Annotated in this window: 19 protein-coding genes and 1 pseudogene; 3 read left to right on the forward strand and 17 right to left on the reverse strand. The window is 39.5% G+C overall.

What is annotated here, in order from left to right; genetic code table 11:
• The first annotated feature begins 50 nt into the window (after positions 1 to 50).
• The 3 genes from AQ505_RS24515 to rfbC are packed head-to-tail and all read left to right on the forward strand — an operon-like array spanning position 51 to position 2740.
• Positions 51 to 1859 (forward strand): tetratricopeptide repeat protein, encoded by a 1809-nt coding sequence (locus AQ505_RS24515; protein WP_231634979.1) that lies wholly within the window; start codon positions 51 to 53, stop codon positions 1857 to 1859.
• Between the two features lie 16 nt (positions 1860 to 1875).
• Positions 1876 to 2178 carry a DUF4286 family protein gene (locus tag AQ505_RS24520; protein WP_062550586.1) on the forward strand — a complete coding sequence of 101 codons (303 nt, stop codon included), beginning with the start codon at positions 1876 to 1878 and terminating at the stop codon, positions 2176 to 2178.
• Between the two features lie 7 nt (positions 2179 to 2185).
• The gene (rfbC, locus tag AQ505_RS24525) at positions 2186 to 2740 is read left to right on the forward strand and encodes a dTDP-4-dehydrorhamnose 3,5-epimerase (RefSeq protein ID WP_062550587.1); all 555 of its coding nucleotides are present in this window, start codon (positions 2186 to 2188) and stop codon (positions 2738 to 2740) included.
• Between the two features lie 85 nt (positions 2741 to 2825).
• On the opposite strand, the gene AQ505_RS24530 is transcribed toward rfbC, so the two are convergent.
• From AQ505_RS24530 to AQ505_RS24605, 17 genes and pseudogenes are all read right to left on the reverse strand, one after another.
• The gene (locus AQ505_RS24530; RefSeq protein WP_062551202.1) at positions 2826 to 3668 is read right to left on the reverse strand and encodes an OmpA/MotB family protein; all 843 of its coding nucleotides are present in this window, start codon (positions 3666 to 3668) and stop codon (positions 2826 to 2828) included.
• 5 nt (positions 3669 to 3673) lie between these two features.
• Entirely contained in the window at positions 3674 to 4147 is a 474-nt protein-coding gene (locus AQ505_RS24535; protein ID WP_231634980.1) for a DUF2461 domain-containing protein, read from the reverse strand.
• A 65-nt stretch (positions 4148 to 4212) separates the two neighbouring features.
• Positions 4213 to 4335 (reverse strand): annotated as a pseudogene (locus AQ505_RS27030) (DUF2461 family protein); the annotation flags it as partial.
• On the reverse strand, positions 4332 to 4730 hold the full coding sequence (locus tag AQ505_RS24540) for a hypothetical protein (RefSeq protein ID WP_062550588.1): 399 nt from the start codon (positions 4728 to 4730) through the stop codon (positions 4332 to 4334). The pseudogene AQ505_RS27030 and the gene AQ505_RS24540, both read right to left, overlap by 4 nt.
• Positions 4731 to 4781: 51 nt before the next feature.
• Complete coding sequence (locus AQ505_RS24545) at positions 4782 to 5030, reverse strand: hypothetical protein (RefSeq protein WP_062550589.1); 249 nt, start codon at positions 5028 to 5030, stop codon at positions 4782 to 4784.
• A 119-nt stretch (positions 5031 to 5149) separates the two neighbouring features.
• Positions 5150 to 5719: a DUF420 domain-containing protein gene (locus AQ505_RS24550; RefSeq protein WP_062550590.1), complete on the reverse strand. Its 570-nt coding sequence runs from the start codon at positions 5717 to 5719 to the stop codon at positions 5150 to 5152.
• Between the two features lie 21 nt (positions 5720 to 5740).
• On the reverse strand, positions 5741 to 6448 hold the full coding sequence (locus tag AQ505_RS24555) for an SCO family protein (protein WP_062550591.1): 708 nt from the start codon (positions 6446 to 6448) through the stop codon (positions 5741 to 5743).
• On the reverse strand, positions 6448 to 6798 hold the full coding sequence (locus AQ505_RS24560) for a cytochrome C oxidase subunit IV family protein (protein WP_062550592.1): 351 nt from the start codon (positions 6796 to 6798) through the stop codon (positions 6448 to 6450). The genes AQ505_RS24555 and AQ505_RS24560 overlap by 1 nt, the downstream gene beginning before the upstream one ends.
• Before the next feature lie 19 nt (positions 6799 to 6817).
• On the reverse strand, positions 6818 to 7525 hold the full coding sequence (locus tag AQ505_RS24565) for a cytochrome c oxidase subunit 3 (protein ID WP_062550593.1): 708 nt from the start codon (positions 7523 to 7525) through the stop codon (positions 6818 to 6820).
• A 30-nt stretch (positions 7526 to 7555) separates the two neighbouring features.
• Complete coding sequence (locus tag AQ505_RS24570) at positions 7556 to 8146, reverse strand: cytochrome c oxidase subunit 3 (RefSeq protein WP_062550594.1); 591 nt, start codon at positions 8144 to 8146, stop codon at positions 7556 to 7558.
• Positions 8147 to 8156: 10 nt separating this feature from the next.
• Positions 8157 to 9032 (reverse strand): heme o synthase, encoded by an 876-nt coding sequence (cyoE, locus tag AQ505_RS24575; protein WP_062550595.1) that lies wholly within the window; start codon positions 9030 to 9032, stop codon positions 8157 to 8159.
• Between the two features lie 17 nt (positions 9033 to 9049).
• Positions 9050 to 10108 (reverse strand): COX15/CtaA family protein, encoded by a 1059-nt coding sequence (locus AQ505_RS24580; protein WP_062550596.1) that lies wholly within the window; start codon positions 10106 to 10108, stop codon positions 9050 to 9052.
• A gap of 91 nt (positions 10109 to 10199) precedes the next feature.
• Complete coding sequence (locus tag AQ505_RS24585; RefSeq protein ID WP_197286264.1) at positions 10200 to 12080, reverse strand: cytochrome c oxidase subunit I; 1881 nt, start codon at positions 12078 to 12080, stop codon at positions 10200 to 10202.
• Between the two features lie 20 nt (positions 12081 to 12100).
• Positions 12101 to 13339 carry a cytochrome c oxidase subunit II gene (locus AQ505_RS24590; RefSeq protein ID WP_062550598.1) on the reverse strand — a complete coding sequence of 413 codons (1239 nt, stop codon included), beginning with the start codon at positions 13337 to 13339 and terminating at the stop codon, positions 12101 to 12103.
• Positions 13340 to 13407: 68 nt separating this feature from the next.
• On the reverse strand, positions 13408 to 14622 hold the full coding sequence (locus AQ505_RS24595; protein ID WP_062550599.1) for a hypothetical protein: 1215 nt from the start codon (positions 14620 to 14622) through the stop codon (positions 13408 to 13410).
• Between the two features lie 14 nt (positions 14623 to 14636).
• Positions 14637 to 15224, reverse strand: coding sequence for a c-type cytochrome (locus AQ505_RS24600; protein ID WP_231634981.1), 588 nt, complete (start codon positions 15222 to 15224; stop codon positions 14637 to 14639).
• Positions 15217 to 15753 (reverse strand): DUF3341 domain-containing protein, encoded by a 537-nt coding sequence (locus AQ505_RS24605; RefSeq protein WP_062550601.1) that lies wholly within the window; start codon positions 15751 to 15753, stop codon positions 15217 to 15219. Before AQ505_RS24605 ends, AQ505_RS24600 begins: the two co-directional genes overlap by 8 nt.
• Positions 15754 to 15755 lie beyond the last annotated feature (2 nt).

The following is a 15755-nucleotide window of genomic DNA, read 5'->3' on the forward strand; positions in this document are numbered from 1 at the left end:
CTACATTCGTCTTTAAATCGTTATTTTAGGTTCATGTTTTGTTAAGCCAAATGAAGAAACTCTTTTTAGTCTTTACCTTTTTACTGTTCCAGATCTTTTGTATGGCACAGGACCACATGGACGATGCCATGGCTTATCAATACTACCAGCAAGGGCAATTTCAGGAGGCTGCTGTGCTCTTCGAAAAGCTGTACCACAAAAACAACAATGAAACCTATTTTGAGCTCTATTTTAGCAGCCTGTTGAAGATCAAAAAATTTGATGAGGCGGAGAAATTAGTCAAAAAAGCACTGAAGCAAAACCCAAAAAATCTGGCATACAGCATTGCAATGGGGCGATTGCTTCAAGAGAAAGGACAAAGCCAGGAAGCGAATAAGCAATATATGGAAGCGCTCAGCAACCTCCCGCCCGATGAATTCAAGATCCGGGAAATTGCCACCCAGTTTTATAATTTCCAGGCTTATGACCTTGCCATCACTGCTTTCCTGCAAGGAAGGAAACTGTTAAAAAGCAATAAACCCTTCACTTTTGAACTGCTGAGCATATATCGCTATAAAAAAGACAAACAAATGCTCATTCAGGAATACCTTGATGCCCTGCCGGAAATGCCTCAGCTCCTACCCCAGGCAGAAAGTGTGTTCTCCACTATATTCGAGGATAACAATGACTATCAACTTTTACAAACTGCATTGTTAAGGAAAATACAGAAAGAACCGCAGACAGAAATCTACACTAAATTATTAATCTGGCAATACCTGCAGCAGCAGGAATACGACATGGCCTTAAGGCAGCTGATTGCCCAGGATAAGCGCATCAAAGATGACGGCGGAATCCTGTACCAGGCTGCAAACACTTTCCTTAGCAATCAGGCCTATTCAGTAGCCATTAAAGCTTATGAATACCTGGTATCGAAAGGAAAAGAAAATGAATATTACCTCCCTGCAAAAGTGGAACTGATCAATACCAGATATGAGCTCCTGATGGCAGGAAAATATGAGAAGAACTCCATTACAGAACTGGCAGCAGCTTATCAGGCTATTATTGATGAATACGGTAAAACGCCGCAAACTATTTTCGCCCTGAAAAAATGGGTAAACCTTCAGGCTTATTATCTGAATCAGCTGGATACTGCGGAAAAAGCTTTAGAAGAAGCCATTAAAATTGCAGGTTTATCGCCCTCAGACCTCGGACAGTTAAAACTAGATCTTGGAGACCTTTACATTCTAACCAAACAACCTTGGGAAGCTATTCTAATCTATGAACAGGTAGCCAAACAATTCGAAAACCAGGCTATTGGCAATGAAGCAAGGTACCGCTCCGCCAGATTATCCTTCTACCAGGGTAATTTCGCCTATGCGAAATCACAAGCAGACATTCTTAAAGCATCCACCTCACAGCTGATTGCAAATGACGCCCTCAACCTCAGTCTGCTGATTTCCGATAATTTGCAATCACCAACAGACAGCAGTGCTTTAAAGATGTATGCCGATGCAGAGATGCTACAGTTTAGCAATCTTTCCGCACAAGCGATTGTAAAATTAGACAGCATTGATATTGCCTTTCCAAACAATAGCTTAGCAGACGATATCCTGATGGCTAAATCAAAAATATGGATCAAGAACAACGACATCAGCAATGCGATCGCCACGCTAAAAACACTCAGCGAGAAACATAGCACCAGTATTTGGGCTGATGACGCCCTGTTTATGCTTGGCAATCTTTATGAAAACAACTTGAAAGATCAGGAGCAAGCTAAAGCCGTATACCAGAAGCTGATCAACGATTACCCAGGCAGTATGTACACGACCGAGGCACGCAAGCGTTTTAGGAAACTTCGCGGAGATATTATTGGTACATAGTTCCTATCTTTGCAAGATGTTAGTATACAATGTTACCTCAATAATTGAAGATGCAGCCGCAGATCGCTGGTTGCAATGGATGCAGGAATCACACATTCCAAGTGTAATGGCCACTGGAAAATTTGCTTCCTATCGTTTGCTTAAAGTAGTAGACTCTCCAAATGAAGGCGTTACTTATTGCGCGCAATATGCGATAGAAGACATGAGTGCCTACCAGGATTATCAGGAAAACTTTGCCCCTGCGCTGCAGGCAGAAGTGACCGCAAACTTCGAAAACCAACTTGTTGCTTTTCAAACCGTAATGGAAATCATCGATTAATCATCATATGAATATTTTAGAAACCCCTATTGCTGATCTGCTGATCATAGAGCCTAAAGTCTGGAAAGATAACCGTGGCTATTTCTATGAAAGTTTCAATGCAAAAACCCTTTCAGAAGCTGGTATTAACGTCAACTTTGTTCAGGACAATCAATCTTTCTCTCAGAAAGGTACTTTACGTGGATTACATGCTCAAAAAGCTCCTTTCGCACAAGGAAAGCTGGTTAGAGTGATCCAAGGGAAGGTATTGGACGTCGCAGTAGACATCAGAAAAGATTCTGCTACTTATGGTCAGCACTTTACCATAGAGCTAAGTGGAGAGAACCATAGACAACTTTGGGTACCACCGGGCTTTTTACATGGCTTCTTGACGCTGGAAGATCAAACAATTTTCACTTATAAAGTAAGTAATTACTACGATAAGGAATCTGAAATAGGGGTCATCTGGAATGATGCCGACTTAAACATCAACTGGAGCAAAGACATTCCACTGGAAGATCTTTTACTTTCAGATAAGGATTTGGTGTTGCCTGGATTCAAAGATTTCAGCAGCCCGTTTTAAAACTAGCTTTCAATAGCAGGATATTTAAACAGAAAGGCCGTTATGATGATCATCATAACGGCCTTTCTGTTTAATAAAATTTATATTATTGTTTAATCAGGTTGTACAATTCATCCAATTTTGGAGAAAGTACAATTTCTATCCTTCTGTTTTTACTTCTTCCATCTGGAGTGCTGTTGACCGTCAATGGCTGAAATTCTCCTTTTCCAGTAGCCGTCATTCTTACCCCTTCCACTTTAGCGACCTCAGTCAGGTATCGTACTACGGAAGTAGATCTGAGTACACTCAAATCCCAGTTGTCTTTAATCTGGCCAAGATTGCTGATCTTCTGCGTATCCGTATGACCTTCTACCGCAATGTTAATCTCCGGCTGCTCTTTCAATACGGCTGCTAACTGCGTTAGGGCTTGCTTTCCCTTCTCATCAATGATGATACTGCCGGAAGGAAACAATAACTTATCCATTAGAGACACATACACTTTTCCGTTCTTAATCTCTACTGTCAGGCCACTTTTTGTAAAGCCCAATAAGGCTTCCTGCAACTTTTCTTTCAGTTGATTTGTGGCCTCATCACGTTTACGCAGAATCTCTTCTACTTCTTTTAAACGCTGCTCCCGTTTTTTAAGGTCCTGCGACAGCTTATTGATCTCCGTAGAGCTATTATCCTTTAACTTGGCGTAACTATTGTCAATTTCGGAATACTTTCCTCTCAGGTCATTTAATGACGCGCTAAGCCCGGTCGTATCTTTTTTTAACCTGGCGATCAAATCTTCCAGGTATTCATTTTTCAATTGAGATTGGTCTAAACCAGTACTCAAAGAATCTTGTTTTGCCAATAAGGCCTTATACTTCTTCGGCGATAAAACTACACAGGCACTGAATGCAGAAGCAAACAGTCCAACAAATACAAACAAAGCAATTCTTTTCATCATAATTATTGCACTACGGCATTTCTCAAAAATAATATAAACGGATATACGCCTTCAAAAGCTGTTTTCAATTGATCCACAATCCCAGATTTTAGAAAGGCCTCATCCGGTAAGGGATAAACCGCTACAAAGCTTTTCAGCTTTAAGAACGCTATCTGCGGGTGATCTAGCTCATATCCTTTGGGTGCATTTTTCAAAGTATCCTCTGTACTCAGCTTAAACGTACTTTTAAACCTTTTAGCATGAACAATGTCCAAAAACTCCGAGGCATTATAATCAATTTCTTCTCTTATCTTTTTCAGTACCGGTGCTTCCGGCATCCAAAAACCTGCACCTAAAAAACATTCCCCAGGCTGAAGGTGCAGATAATATCCAGGACCATGAATACCGGTTCCCTTGATATTAAAAGAAATACCAAAGTTATTTTTATAAGGATCTTTATTCTTACTGAACCGAACATCCCTGTAAATACGCAGCAAACATTTCTTCGCGGGGTATCTATGGAAAAATGGGGATCTATTCCTGCCAGTACAGGGATCAGCTGATCTACAAAGGCCAATACATCTTCCTTTGCGTTTTCATATCTTGCTTTGTGTTCAGCAAACCATTCCCGATTGTTATTCCGGGCTACATCGGTGATAAAAGCGAATGTTTCAGGTTTAATCATGGTGTATCGTATGCGGGTTTGTATTTTATTTTAGGGGATAAGAAATGTAATAACATTACTCGGGAATAACGATAATTAAAAGGCGCTAAAATTAGACATCCCGTAAAAATTACCGTAATGTACATCCAGAAAGATTCATATTCCAGCCAACCACCAGATAAGATATAAGCAGCCACACCTAAACTGATCATTTCGGCACAATTCATCGCATAGCTGACATACATAGCCGCATAGAAATAGCCGGGTTCTATCTCAAATCGGAAACCACAATGACTGCAATTGGTATTCGTATGCTGGATGTTAAATCCATACAGACTTCCCGTAAAGATATCGCCTCTGCGGCATTGAGGGCATTTACCATGTACAACTGCATACAATTTTGACGTTTTCTTCATAGAGATCAGTAAATCGCAACAGGCGATGAGCGGGAATGGCAGGCTAAGATATTAGGCGACTTCTTCAGTGTTTTTCTTACGGAACTTCACATACCAAAGGATGCCCATTCCAGTAATTAACAAATAGGGAATTGACAAAAGGTAAAGAATTCCTGAATTCAGGCCATTTCCTTGTGTATTCCCATTTTTCACACTTTGCTCTGCACTTACCGTACACATGGCACATTGTGCATTTGCGGCAGGAACATTAGAGATCACCATAGTGACCATAAAAAGGAAGATAAAAACTATCTTTTTCATCCTGCAAATATAGAGAAAGAACGCTAAGAATAAGGCAATTGCTATTGTAAAAAATATCACATAAAAAAAGGTGGCTGAATTTAAATTCAGCCACCTTTTTTTATGTGTAAAGTCTAAAATTAGAAATTATAATAGGGAGAGATCATCAGGTATACAATCACTCCTGTTACCGCTACATATAGCCATACCGGATATGCCCAGCGAACAATCTTTCTATGCAGCTCTACCTGCATCGTTAATCCTCTGTAAAAACTAACCAGAATCAAAGGCAGTACCACTACCGCAAGGATAATGTGCGTGGCTAAGATGAAGAAATAAACATATCTCGTACTTCCTACTGCTGCCAGTTCTGCGGCAGATAGAATACCGTTATGGTCAAGATCACCAAATTTGGTATCCTTTTCATACAAATGGAACAGAATATAAAACACCAAAAATATCGCCGACAAGATAAAGGTGATGATATTGGTGATTTTATGCGCTGGAATGTTTCCCTTTTTAATGAAGATTAGGGATATGATCAGTAAAACTGAGCAGACCGCGTTGATTCCACCGATAATATGAGGCAGCAAATAAATGAAAGCAGGTTTATTGCTGGGCGGTGGAACTAGTTTCAAAGCAATTACAACGGCTAGTACCACTGCAGTCACTATCCAAATTAGTCTTAGAAAAAACTTATCATTATTCATCTTAAATGGTATTTCGAAAGGTTACCTTCCGTCGTTATTGTTTCTTAATTCTTCTGTGATCAATACTTTGATCTCATCGTTCAGCTGAGAGAGTGCTTCCTGACTACTTGCCGGGTAATAACCACGGATGCGGCGCTGAGGATCCAGCAAGACGAACATATTACTGTATATAAACTTACGGTTTCCGTTTTCTATCTCCTGATGTGCATCGATAGACAATCCTTTATTCACCAGACTATAAACTACGGTGCTGTCGCCGGTTAGTAAATCCCATTTTCCTGGCTGTGCACCTAAGGTCTGCGCGTATTTTGCCAGTACTTCTGGTGTATCTCTTGCCGGATCAATTGTTAATCCAACAAAATTAACCGTTTTATTATGGTCATAAGTCGCTTCAAAAGCTTTCATCGCTTTATTGGCAAAACTTACTTTCCCAGGATTTTCATTGGAATAGAAGACATTCAGTACCAAAATCTTTCCTTCGTAGTTTTTCCAGGTGATGCTATCCGCATTTTGATTGACCAGTTTGAAATCTGGAACCTGGTAATAAATCGTATCCGGAATCTGTTTCCCCTTTACAGAATGAAAGGTGGAGGCGACTTCTTTTTTACCAAAGATCGGAAGTGGTCTATACCTGTTCTTTCCTTTTTCCTGTAGTAAATAATACAAAAATCCTGGTACCGCTAAAATGGTGACCAGGATTAATATTTTTTTTATTTGTGAACTACTCATTAAACAAGGGGCATATGAAGATGCAGATATCCGCCTTCAATTAGCATTAGTGTTGTAAAATAGAAAATAAAAATAAACGATACGGTTAATGCTAATTGTAGTCCCAGCTTCTCATACTTTAAGTGCATGAAGTAAGCTACAATATAAAATGCTTTCACTAAAGTAAGCGCGATGTAGAAGAAGTTACCTACACCATGGCTCATGTAACCATGTGGCAATACCCAAAGGGCGATAAAGAATTCAATTACTGTGATGAGTAAAAGAATACCAAATACCTGCCATATTTTTTTCTTGGTTAAACCTTCGTGCTCTCCGTGTCCGTGCTCTGTGCTATGTGCGTGATCTGACATAATATTTTTTATTGAATGATTAAACTAAATAGAAGAATGTAAATACAAATACCCATACCAAATCCACAAAGTGCCAGTATAAACCAACTTTCTCTACCATTAGGTAATGTCCGCGTTTTTCGAATGTACCATTGATGGTCATAACCAGGATGATGATATTAATCAATACTCCAGTAAATACGTGAAATCCGTGGAATCCTGTGATCGTGAAGAATAGATTTGAAAACTGTAAAGCAGATACGGTAGAAACCTCTCCGTTAAACAAGTGGTGAAGCGTTTCCATCGGAGGAATTTTACCCCATCCAAATCCTTCATGGAATAAGTGCGTCCACTCTAAAGCCTGACAGCCTAAGAACATGAAACCACCAATGATTGTAGCAACCATCCACCATACTACTTCCTTCTTAGAACGTCTGTGACCAGCCTCTACAGCCAATACCATGGTTACAGAACTCATGATCAGAATAAAAGTCATGATACCTACGAACACCAACGGTGCGCCAGTATCTACAATACCAGGGATCGATTGGAAAACCAAATCCGGATCTGGCCAGGTTAACTTAGTGAAACGCTGCGCTCCATAATAAATCAATAATGACGAGAATGTGAATGCATCAGATAGCAAGAAAAACCACATCATTAATTTACCGTACTCTACCGACCACGGCGAGCGACCTCCGCTCCAAGGAGTAGTTTTTACCTGATCTAATTGTGATAATGAATTCATTTTATAAATTGTAATAGTTTGTTAACAAATCTAACTGTTCAAAAGTAAAAAAACATACAGATATATCCATAATATATCTATAAAATGCCAAAATATAGAGGCGATTTCCATTCTGTATTTCGCTCTAGGCAGTGATATCCCACCGTAAGCACCGAAGATACAATTCAATATGAAACAAAGTCCACCAAAAATGTGCAATAAGTGAAATCCAGAAACGATATAAATTAAAGATATCGCTGCGTTATTGTTCACTAATGTTGCTCCTGTTTGATACAAAGTGCTCCATGCGTCTACCTGAAGATAAGCAAAAACCAATGCTAATGCCATAGTTCCCCAAAGAAGAATTTTTTCCGAGCCGATATTTCCGGCCTTCAATGCTTTGGCTGCAAGAAACAGACAGATGCTGCTTCCGATTAAAATCAATGTACTGTACATAAAGGCGTCTGGAAGTACTAATCCATGTCCTTTACCTTTTGATGCTGCAAATACGATGTAGAAACTTGTAAAGCCCCCAAACATGATCGTGGAAGACACTACAAACAACCAAAGAATAAACTTCTTAGGCTTTGAGTTAACTACCTCTTCATATTTTACATCCTGCTCTTTTAACGTATGTACCATATTTAAATTATTAAGCTATAAAATCAAATAATAAAACCAACTGAACGATGGGTAGATAAAAGAAAGAACAAAACATGACCTTCCTCGCACTGACCAAATCCAGATTCATCCACATTTTGAACGCCAGCGCTGCAAAAACCAGCCCGCCGAGGATAGATACTCCTGCAATATAATAACCACCAAAGCCATAAAACGTAGGCATTAAGCTGACAGGGATTAGGATTAGTGTACTCAAAAACGTGATAAATGCACTGGTCTTGTCCCTTTTAGTAGTAGGTAACAATCTAAATCCTGCTTTCTTATAATCATCATCCAGTACCCAGGCGATGGCCCAGAAATGTGGAAACTGCCAAACAAATTGAATTAAAAATAAGATCACTGCAATCTGATCGATTCGTCCATGTGCTGCGACATAACCAATTAGCGGAGGTAATGCGCCAGGAATAGCACCTACAAATACCGCAATTGGACTTTTCCTTTTTAAAGGAGTATAAGCAAAGGCATATAAGAAGATAGAAAATACGGAAAGTAAACCGGTCTCGATATTTAGTTTACCTAATAACCAGGTTCCGATCAATCCCATCACCAAACCAGAAACCAAACCTTGTCCTGTAGTCATGTGACCCGCAGGCATCGGGCGGTCTTTAGTACGGGTCATTAGTTTATCCAGGTCCACTTCAATCACTTCATTGAAGCAATTGGCAGCAGAGGTCACCAGAAAACCACCCACAATGAGGATCAACCAGTTGGTCCAGTTGATATCCGGACTCAGGCCATCGATCGGCACTTTAGAACCAATTAAAAACGTAACTGATGCGGAAAATACAACCAGAAAAGTTAGTCTGAATTTAATAAGCTTAGAAAAATCTGCTAAAAACTGTTTCAATTTATAAAGTATTAATACTATTGATGGTAAGTCTCTGTTCTATACACCAGCAAATACAGGTAATACTGTAAAGTGAATAATGCAGTAGAAAACAGAATGTGTAATGCCTGCGCGTATGGAGGCAGCGCAAAGTTAGACAATAATAAGCCCGTAACAATCTGGATAATTAAAACTATGGCAATTCCATTACCAACTAACAACGCGGTAGCTTTACCATTAAACTTATCCTTTACAATTTTATAAATCACGACATTGAGGATCAAAACTAAAATGGCCACATCTCTGTGATACGAGAAAACCTCTCCTACTTTTCCAACCCAGCTTGCCCGATCATTGTACATCATGGCTTTTGAAATTGCATCGATCGCTTCCCTTACTTCTGTACCCAATACGACTTGTACTGTGCTCAGGGCAACTGAAGCCAAGGTTAATATTTTCAACCAGGTAATATTAGACATGATCACCAGCTGCTGTTCATGTAATTGCTTTGCATAATTATAGGTGTAAACTAAAATCGCAAGGATCACCAGGGCCAATAACATGTGTACCGTAACAATCCAGGGCATTAAATTAGTAGAAACTACGATCGAACCTAACCAGGCCTGAAAACCTACGATGATCACATTCAGAATACTCAATACCAGTATCCTTGTGGCTGTTTTACGATAAGTAAAGGAATAAACCAATAGGCCAACCAAAAAGAAGCCAGTGATCGCCCCCATTAAACGGTTCAAATATTCCGTCCATGTTTTGGCCACATTAAAAGTTTCAGGTTGTAAAATCGACTCATCATGACGGATACTATCCGCTAGATGTGCCTTTCCCATCTTCTCTAAAGTTTTTGCGAAGCGTTCATTTTTCGCTACACGCTCAGCAACATATTTGTCCTTATAATTGGCAGGCAACTGTGAAGCATGTGTTGGAGGAATGTACTGGTCAAAACATTTTGGCCAATCCGGACAACCCATACCAGAACCTGTACTTCGTACGATTCCTCCTGCCAGAATGAGCAATAAGGTCACGACAATGGTGAGAAGGTTAAGCGTGATAAATCTCTTTTCAGCTTTAGGAACCATGGTTGGTATTAGATTAAAAAAAATGGGGCATCTGTTGTAAGTATTTACCTACTGCAGATACCCCATTGTGTATTTAGAATACGATATATATCTATTTTTCTGCTACAGCAGGGTTTTTAGCTTCCCATTCTCTTTGGATTCGCTCAGCTTCTGTATTACCTTCAAAATCGTGAGGCATGTTAGAAGACATGGTTTGAGAGAAAGGAACCGTCTGAGGAATGAAATCTACATCAGAACCTGGTTTGCTATAATCATATGGCCAACGGTATACTGTTGGGATTTCTCCTGGCCAGTTACCATGTAGGTGTTCTACTGGTGTAGTCCACTCTAAAGTATTCGCTTCCCAAGGATTTTGAGGCGCTTTCTTTCCTTTAAAGATCGAGTAGAAGAAGTTCCATAAGAAAGCTACTTGTGCCAATGCCCCAATAATAGCTGCCCAGGTAACGAATACGTTCACTGTTAACCATTTTTGCATGAACTCAAATTCAGTAAATGCATAGTAACGACGAGGTACACCATCAAGACCCAAGAAGTGTAATGGGAAGAATACTAAATAAGCAGAGATGAATGTTAACCAGAAGTGAAGGTAACCCAATTTACTGCTCATCATTCTACCGAACATTTTAGGATACCAGTGATACACACCTGCAAGCATACCGAAGATCGCAGCAGAACCCATTACCAAGTGGAAGTGGGCAACAACGAAGTAAGTATCATGTAAGTTAATGTCCAAAGAAGCATTACCTAAGAAAATACCGGTTAAACCACCAGAGATGAAGAAAGATACCAAACCAATCGCAAATAACATTGCTGGTGTGAATCTGATGTTACCTCTCCATAATGTAGCCAGGTAGTTGAAAGTTTTTACTGCAGAAGGAACCGCAATAATCAAGGTTGTGATCATAAATACCCCACCTAATAACGGGTTCATACCCGTCACAAACATGTGGTGACCCCAAACGATGAATGATAATACCGTGATACCGATCAATGAATAAATCATCGCATGGTAACCGAAAATTGGTTTTCTTGAATTTACTGAGATTACCTCTGAAGAGATACCTAAAGCAGGCATGATTACGATGTAAACCTCAGGGTGACCTAAGAACCAGAATAAGTGTTGCCAAAGGATTGGGGAACCACCTTCATTAGGTAATACCTGAGTACCCATTACAATATCAGAAAGGTAGAAACTGGTACCAAAACTACGGTCAAAGATTAAAAGGACCACACCTGCCACTAATACCGGGAAGGAAAGTACACCTAAGATCGCTGTTAAGAAGAACGCCCAGATGGTCAATGGCATTTTCCAAAGATCCATACCTTTAGTACGCATGTTCAATACAGTACTCACATAGTTGATACCACCCATTAGAGAAGAAGCAACAAACATGATCATACTGATCAACCATAAAGTCATACCTAATGCAGATCCTTTGATTGCTGTTGGTAGAGCTGATAGCGGAGGATAGATTGTCCATCCCGCACTAGCTGGACCAGTTTGGATAAAGAATGAACTCATCATAATCACACAGGCTCCAAAGAAGAACCAGTAAGATAACATGTTCAGGAATGGCGATGCCATATCCCTTGCCCCTATCTGAAGAGGAATCAATAAGTTACTAAATGTACCACTCAGGCCGGCCGTCAATACAAAGAATACCATGATGGTACCATGTATCGTTACCAATGCCAGATAGAAATCCGGTTTAATTCGTCCGCCTTCTGCCCAAGTTCCCAGGAATGTTTCCAGGATAGGGAAGTTTTTCTCTGGCCAGGCCAGTTGCAAACGAAACAGGATAGATAAACCCATCGCAATAACAGCCATAATAATACCTGTTATCAGGAACTGCTTAGCGATCATTTTGTGATCCTGACTAAAGACATACTTCGTTAAGAAGGTCTCTTTGTGATGCCCATGATCATCATGGCTATCGTGGTTATGTGTATCGTGTAATGATATAGTTGACATAATGTGCTATTCCAGTATTATTATTTTTTTAAAGCTAATTGATTTGTTTTAACTGCAGCGGTGTCTTTTTTAACACTATCTGCGGGTGCAACTGCAGCTGGTGCTGCTGCTACTGGCAGGTTAAACTCTTTTCTCAAATCGTCAGTTAAATAAGTTCCCTGTTTTTTAACCCATGCCTCATACTCAGCTTGCGAAACCACTCTAACTTCTTTCTGCATTTTGTAGTGACCTTCACCGCAAATTTTAGCACATAAGAATAAGTAAGCAAATTTAGGATCGTTAGTTTTCACTTTCATCTCTTCAGTAGTGATGGTTGGTGTAAACTCGAAGTAAGAAGTCATACCTGGTACTGTATTCAATTGAATTCTGAAGTGAGGCATGTAGAAACTGTGTAATACGTCCTTACTGGTCAAAATTAAACGAACTGGTTTGTTCACAGGAATCACCATCTCATCAGCTGTCTGATCATCTAAAGTGTTTTTGTCTTTAAAATCAATACCTAATGCGTTAATAGAGTTGATCAACTTGTAGTTTTTTACCCCAACAATACCATCAGCTCCCGGATAACGGATCGCCCATGCAAACTGAGATGAAGTAATCTCAATGTTTAATGGTTTGTTGTTTGGATCTTCAATTTTGTAGAAAATCGATCTCCAGGTTAAGAAACCCATCAACACCAGCACGGTCAATACCAATGCAGGAACGATCGTCCAGATACGCTCTAAAGCGTTGTTATGTGGATAGTAGTAAGCTTTCCTTTTTCCAGTGCTTCTATAGATATAAGCAAAAACAAATAGGATGATGTGCGTAGCGATAAATACAATTGTGGTTATGATCAACGTAATGTTGAACATCTGATCAATTTTCTTACCATGCTCGGAAGCAGCTTCTGGAAGAATCATCTTACCGTGAACTGTATATTCCCAATAAACACCATATAGGCCTACAATCAGGAACAATGCGAACAACACACCGTTTACTGTATTCCAGTTGATTCCTTTTGGTTTGTCCTGAGCCTCACGGGTCAATTCATACACCTTTAATGATTTTCCAATAATTGCTATAAATAAGCAAAGTAGTAGAAATGCCATGGTATAAAATATAACCGTTTTATAAACCGGACCCATATCAATAGGTTTGGCAACGGTCTCAGCGGCAGCGCCGGCAGCTTGTGCAAATGCGCTTGTGCTTGCAAAAACAGTAAGAATCACTGCTAGTGCCGCTATTGTTTTGTTACTTATAAATTTTCTTAAACTCATTTCCTTAAAAGTAGTAACGCTGTACTTCTATTATACTATTATTTTATATACTCTATTAAGATCACCTATTACAAGTGGTGATTCAAACTTTCCTGTAGGAAAGGATGGTTCTTTGCGATTAAAGGCTGCTTACTTAGTGCTCTTAAAACGGTAAAGGTAAACAATCCTACAAAACCTACAGCTGTTCCAATCTCAATAATACCAAAAGCATGGTGTTCTTCAACCGTACCTGGCATAATCATTTGGTAATAATCAACCCAGTGACCGCACAATACAATGATACAAACTGTTAACATGATATTTTCCTGTCTCTTGTTGTCTCTGTCCATTAATAATAAAACAGGGGCTAAGAAGTTTAATACCAGGTTCAGATAGAACCAGAATTGGTAGTGATCAAATCTTTTGTAGAAGTAAACAGTTTCTTCCGGCATGTTTGCATAATAGATCAACATAAATTGAGCGAACCATACATACGTCCAGAAAATAGAGAATCCGAAGATAAACTGACCTAAGTTGTGTAGGTGGCTATTGTTAACCCATTTCATGTAACCTGCTTTTTTCAACAGGATGATGATGATGGCCATAGTCGCTAAACTACTTACCCACATTGCTGCGAAGTTATACCAGCCGAACATGGTAGAGAACCAGTGTGCCTCAAGAGACATGATGGTATCAAAAGCAAAGATTGGCGTAGTAAAACCGTAGATTACTAAGAAAATACAAGAGTATTTAAAACTTTTTCTGTAAGAATCCAAACCACCTTTTAAATCTTCATTCACTGACAATTTAGCGAACCAAACTGCGAAGAAGGAATAGACACCTAAGAAGATCACCTGACGTGCCATAAAGAATGGAACGTTAAGGAAAGCCGATTTACCATCGATTAATTTATCATAGTTAGGACTGTTCGGGTCTGTTAAACCTGGAGCATTCCAGTGATGATATAAGTTGTGTGTGTACAAACCAGCTGCCATTACTGCGATTAAAATAACCACCGCAATCGGCAAGGTTTTAGCCATCGCCTGTGGTACACGTAATATAGAAGCAGACCAACCAGCCTGTGCTACAAATTGAACAGCAAGAAAGAATGCACCTGACATGCAAACACATGCGAAGTAATAAGCCATCAGTAACAAGTTAGCAAAAGTACGCTCATGAAGCGCCTCTGCCGAAAAGCCATATCCTATAGCTAGTACCCCTAGGACAATAGCGATCAGACTTAAGGTTTTTGCTTTACCTGTAAACTCAAACTGCTCAGTTAAATTATAATTGTGAGTTCCCATTTATTTGTGCTTTTCTATTGTATTTTTTGTAATTGTTGAACATACATCACTACTTTCCATCTTTCATCAGGAGATAGTTGAGAGGCATGTGAACCCATGTTATTTAAACCATACTCAATAGTATGATAAATTTTTCCTGCAGTAAGGTCTTTCATCAAACCACCACGTGATGAAGCTGCATCACCATGGTAAGCTGGAATACCACTGATCTTATCGATTTTTACCAGGTGACCTTGTCCATCTCCTTTTTCACCATGACATGGCGAGCAGAATACAGTAAAGTAATGTTTACCTGCGATTAGATTTTGTTCTGTTTCAGGAAGCGGATTTTTCAGGTTAGCACCAGCAGCTTCATATCCTTCTTTAGTATTAGGATAATCGTCGTACTTGTTGAATCCTACTGGCGTAGTATTCGCTGGCGGCGTTTGTGCCGTTGCTCCGTTCTTAAAGTTTTTGTTTGGCTGGTCCGGATTATATGCAATCGGATCATACATGTTCCTTGCATACTCTAAACCTGTACTCTGCGGATCTTTACATGCTGAAAATACAACAGCACTTGCAAGAATACAAAATGAGGCTAAAACTACTTTATTCTTATTCATAGCTGATATACTTCCTTTCATTGTGCTTAATTTCTAAAGCACCTGCATCTTTTAATAAACCATCAATTTTATTATGGTCGGTATTTTCTTTTGCATCTACAGCGATAATAAATCTATCATCTGTAGCTCTTAAGTCCATTACTCTAGGTGCTCTTCCTGGGAATAAATGCGTTGAAGCATAATAAGCGCCCACTAAACTGAATGCACAGAATAAAACTGTTACCTCAAACATAATCGGAATAAAATCCGGAAGTGCTAAAGCAGGTTTACCACCAATGTTGTGTTTCCAATCTACCACCGAGGTTAAGTAGATCAATGCGAATGCGGAAATGGTTCCGGCTACCCCGCAAAAGAATGCAAGGATATCCAACCTGGATCTTTTGATCCCTAATTTAGCTTCGATGCCGTGAATAGGCATTGGTGTATAAACATCATGTATTTTAATGTTATTTGCCTGTAACTGGTCGATGCCGTGCATCATTTCGTCAGGATCACCAAAACTGCCTAAAATATATTTGATATTACTCATTG

The sequence above is a fragment of the Pedobacter sp. PACM 27299 genome, from assembly GCF_001412655.1.
Taxonomy (GTDB): domain Bacteria; phylum Bacteroidota; class Bacteroidia; order Sphingobacteriales; family Sphingobacteriaceae; genus Pedobacter.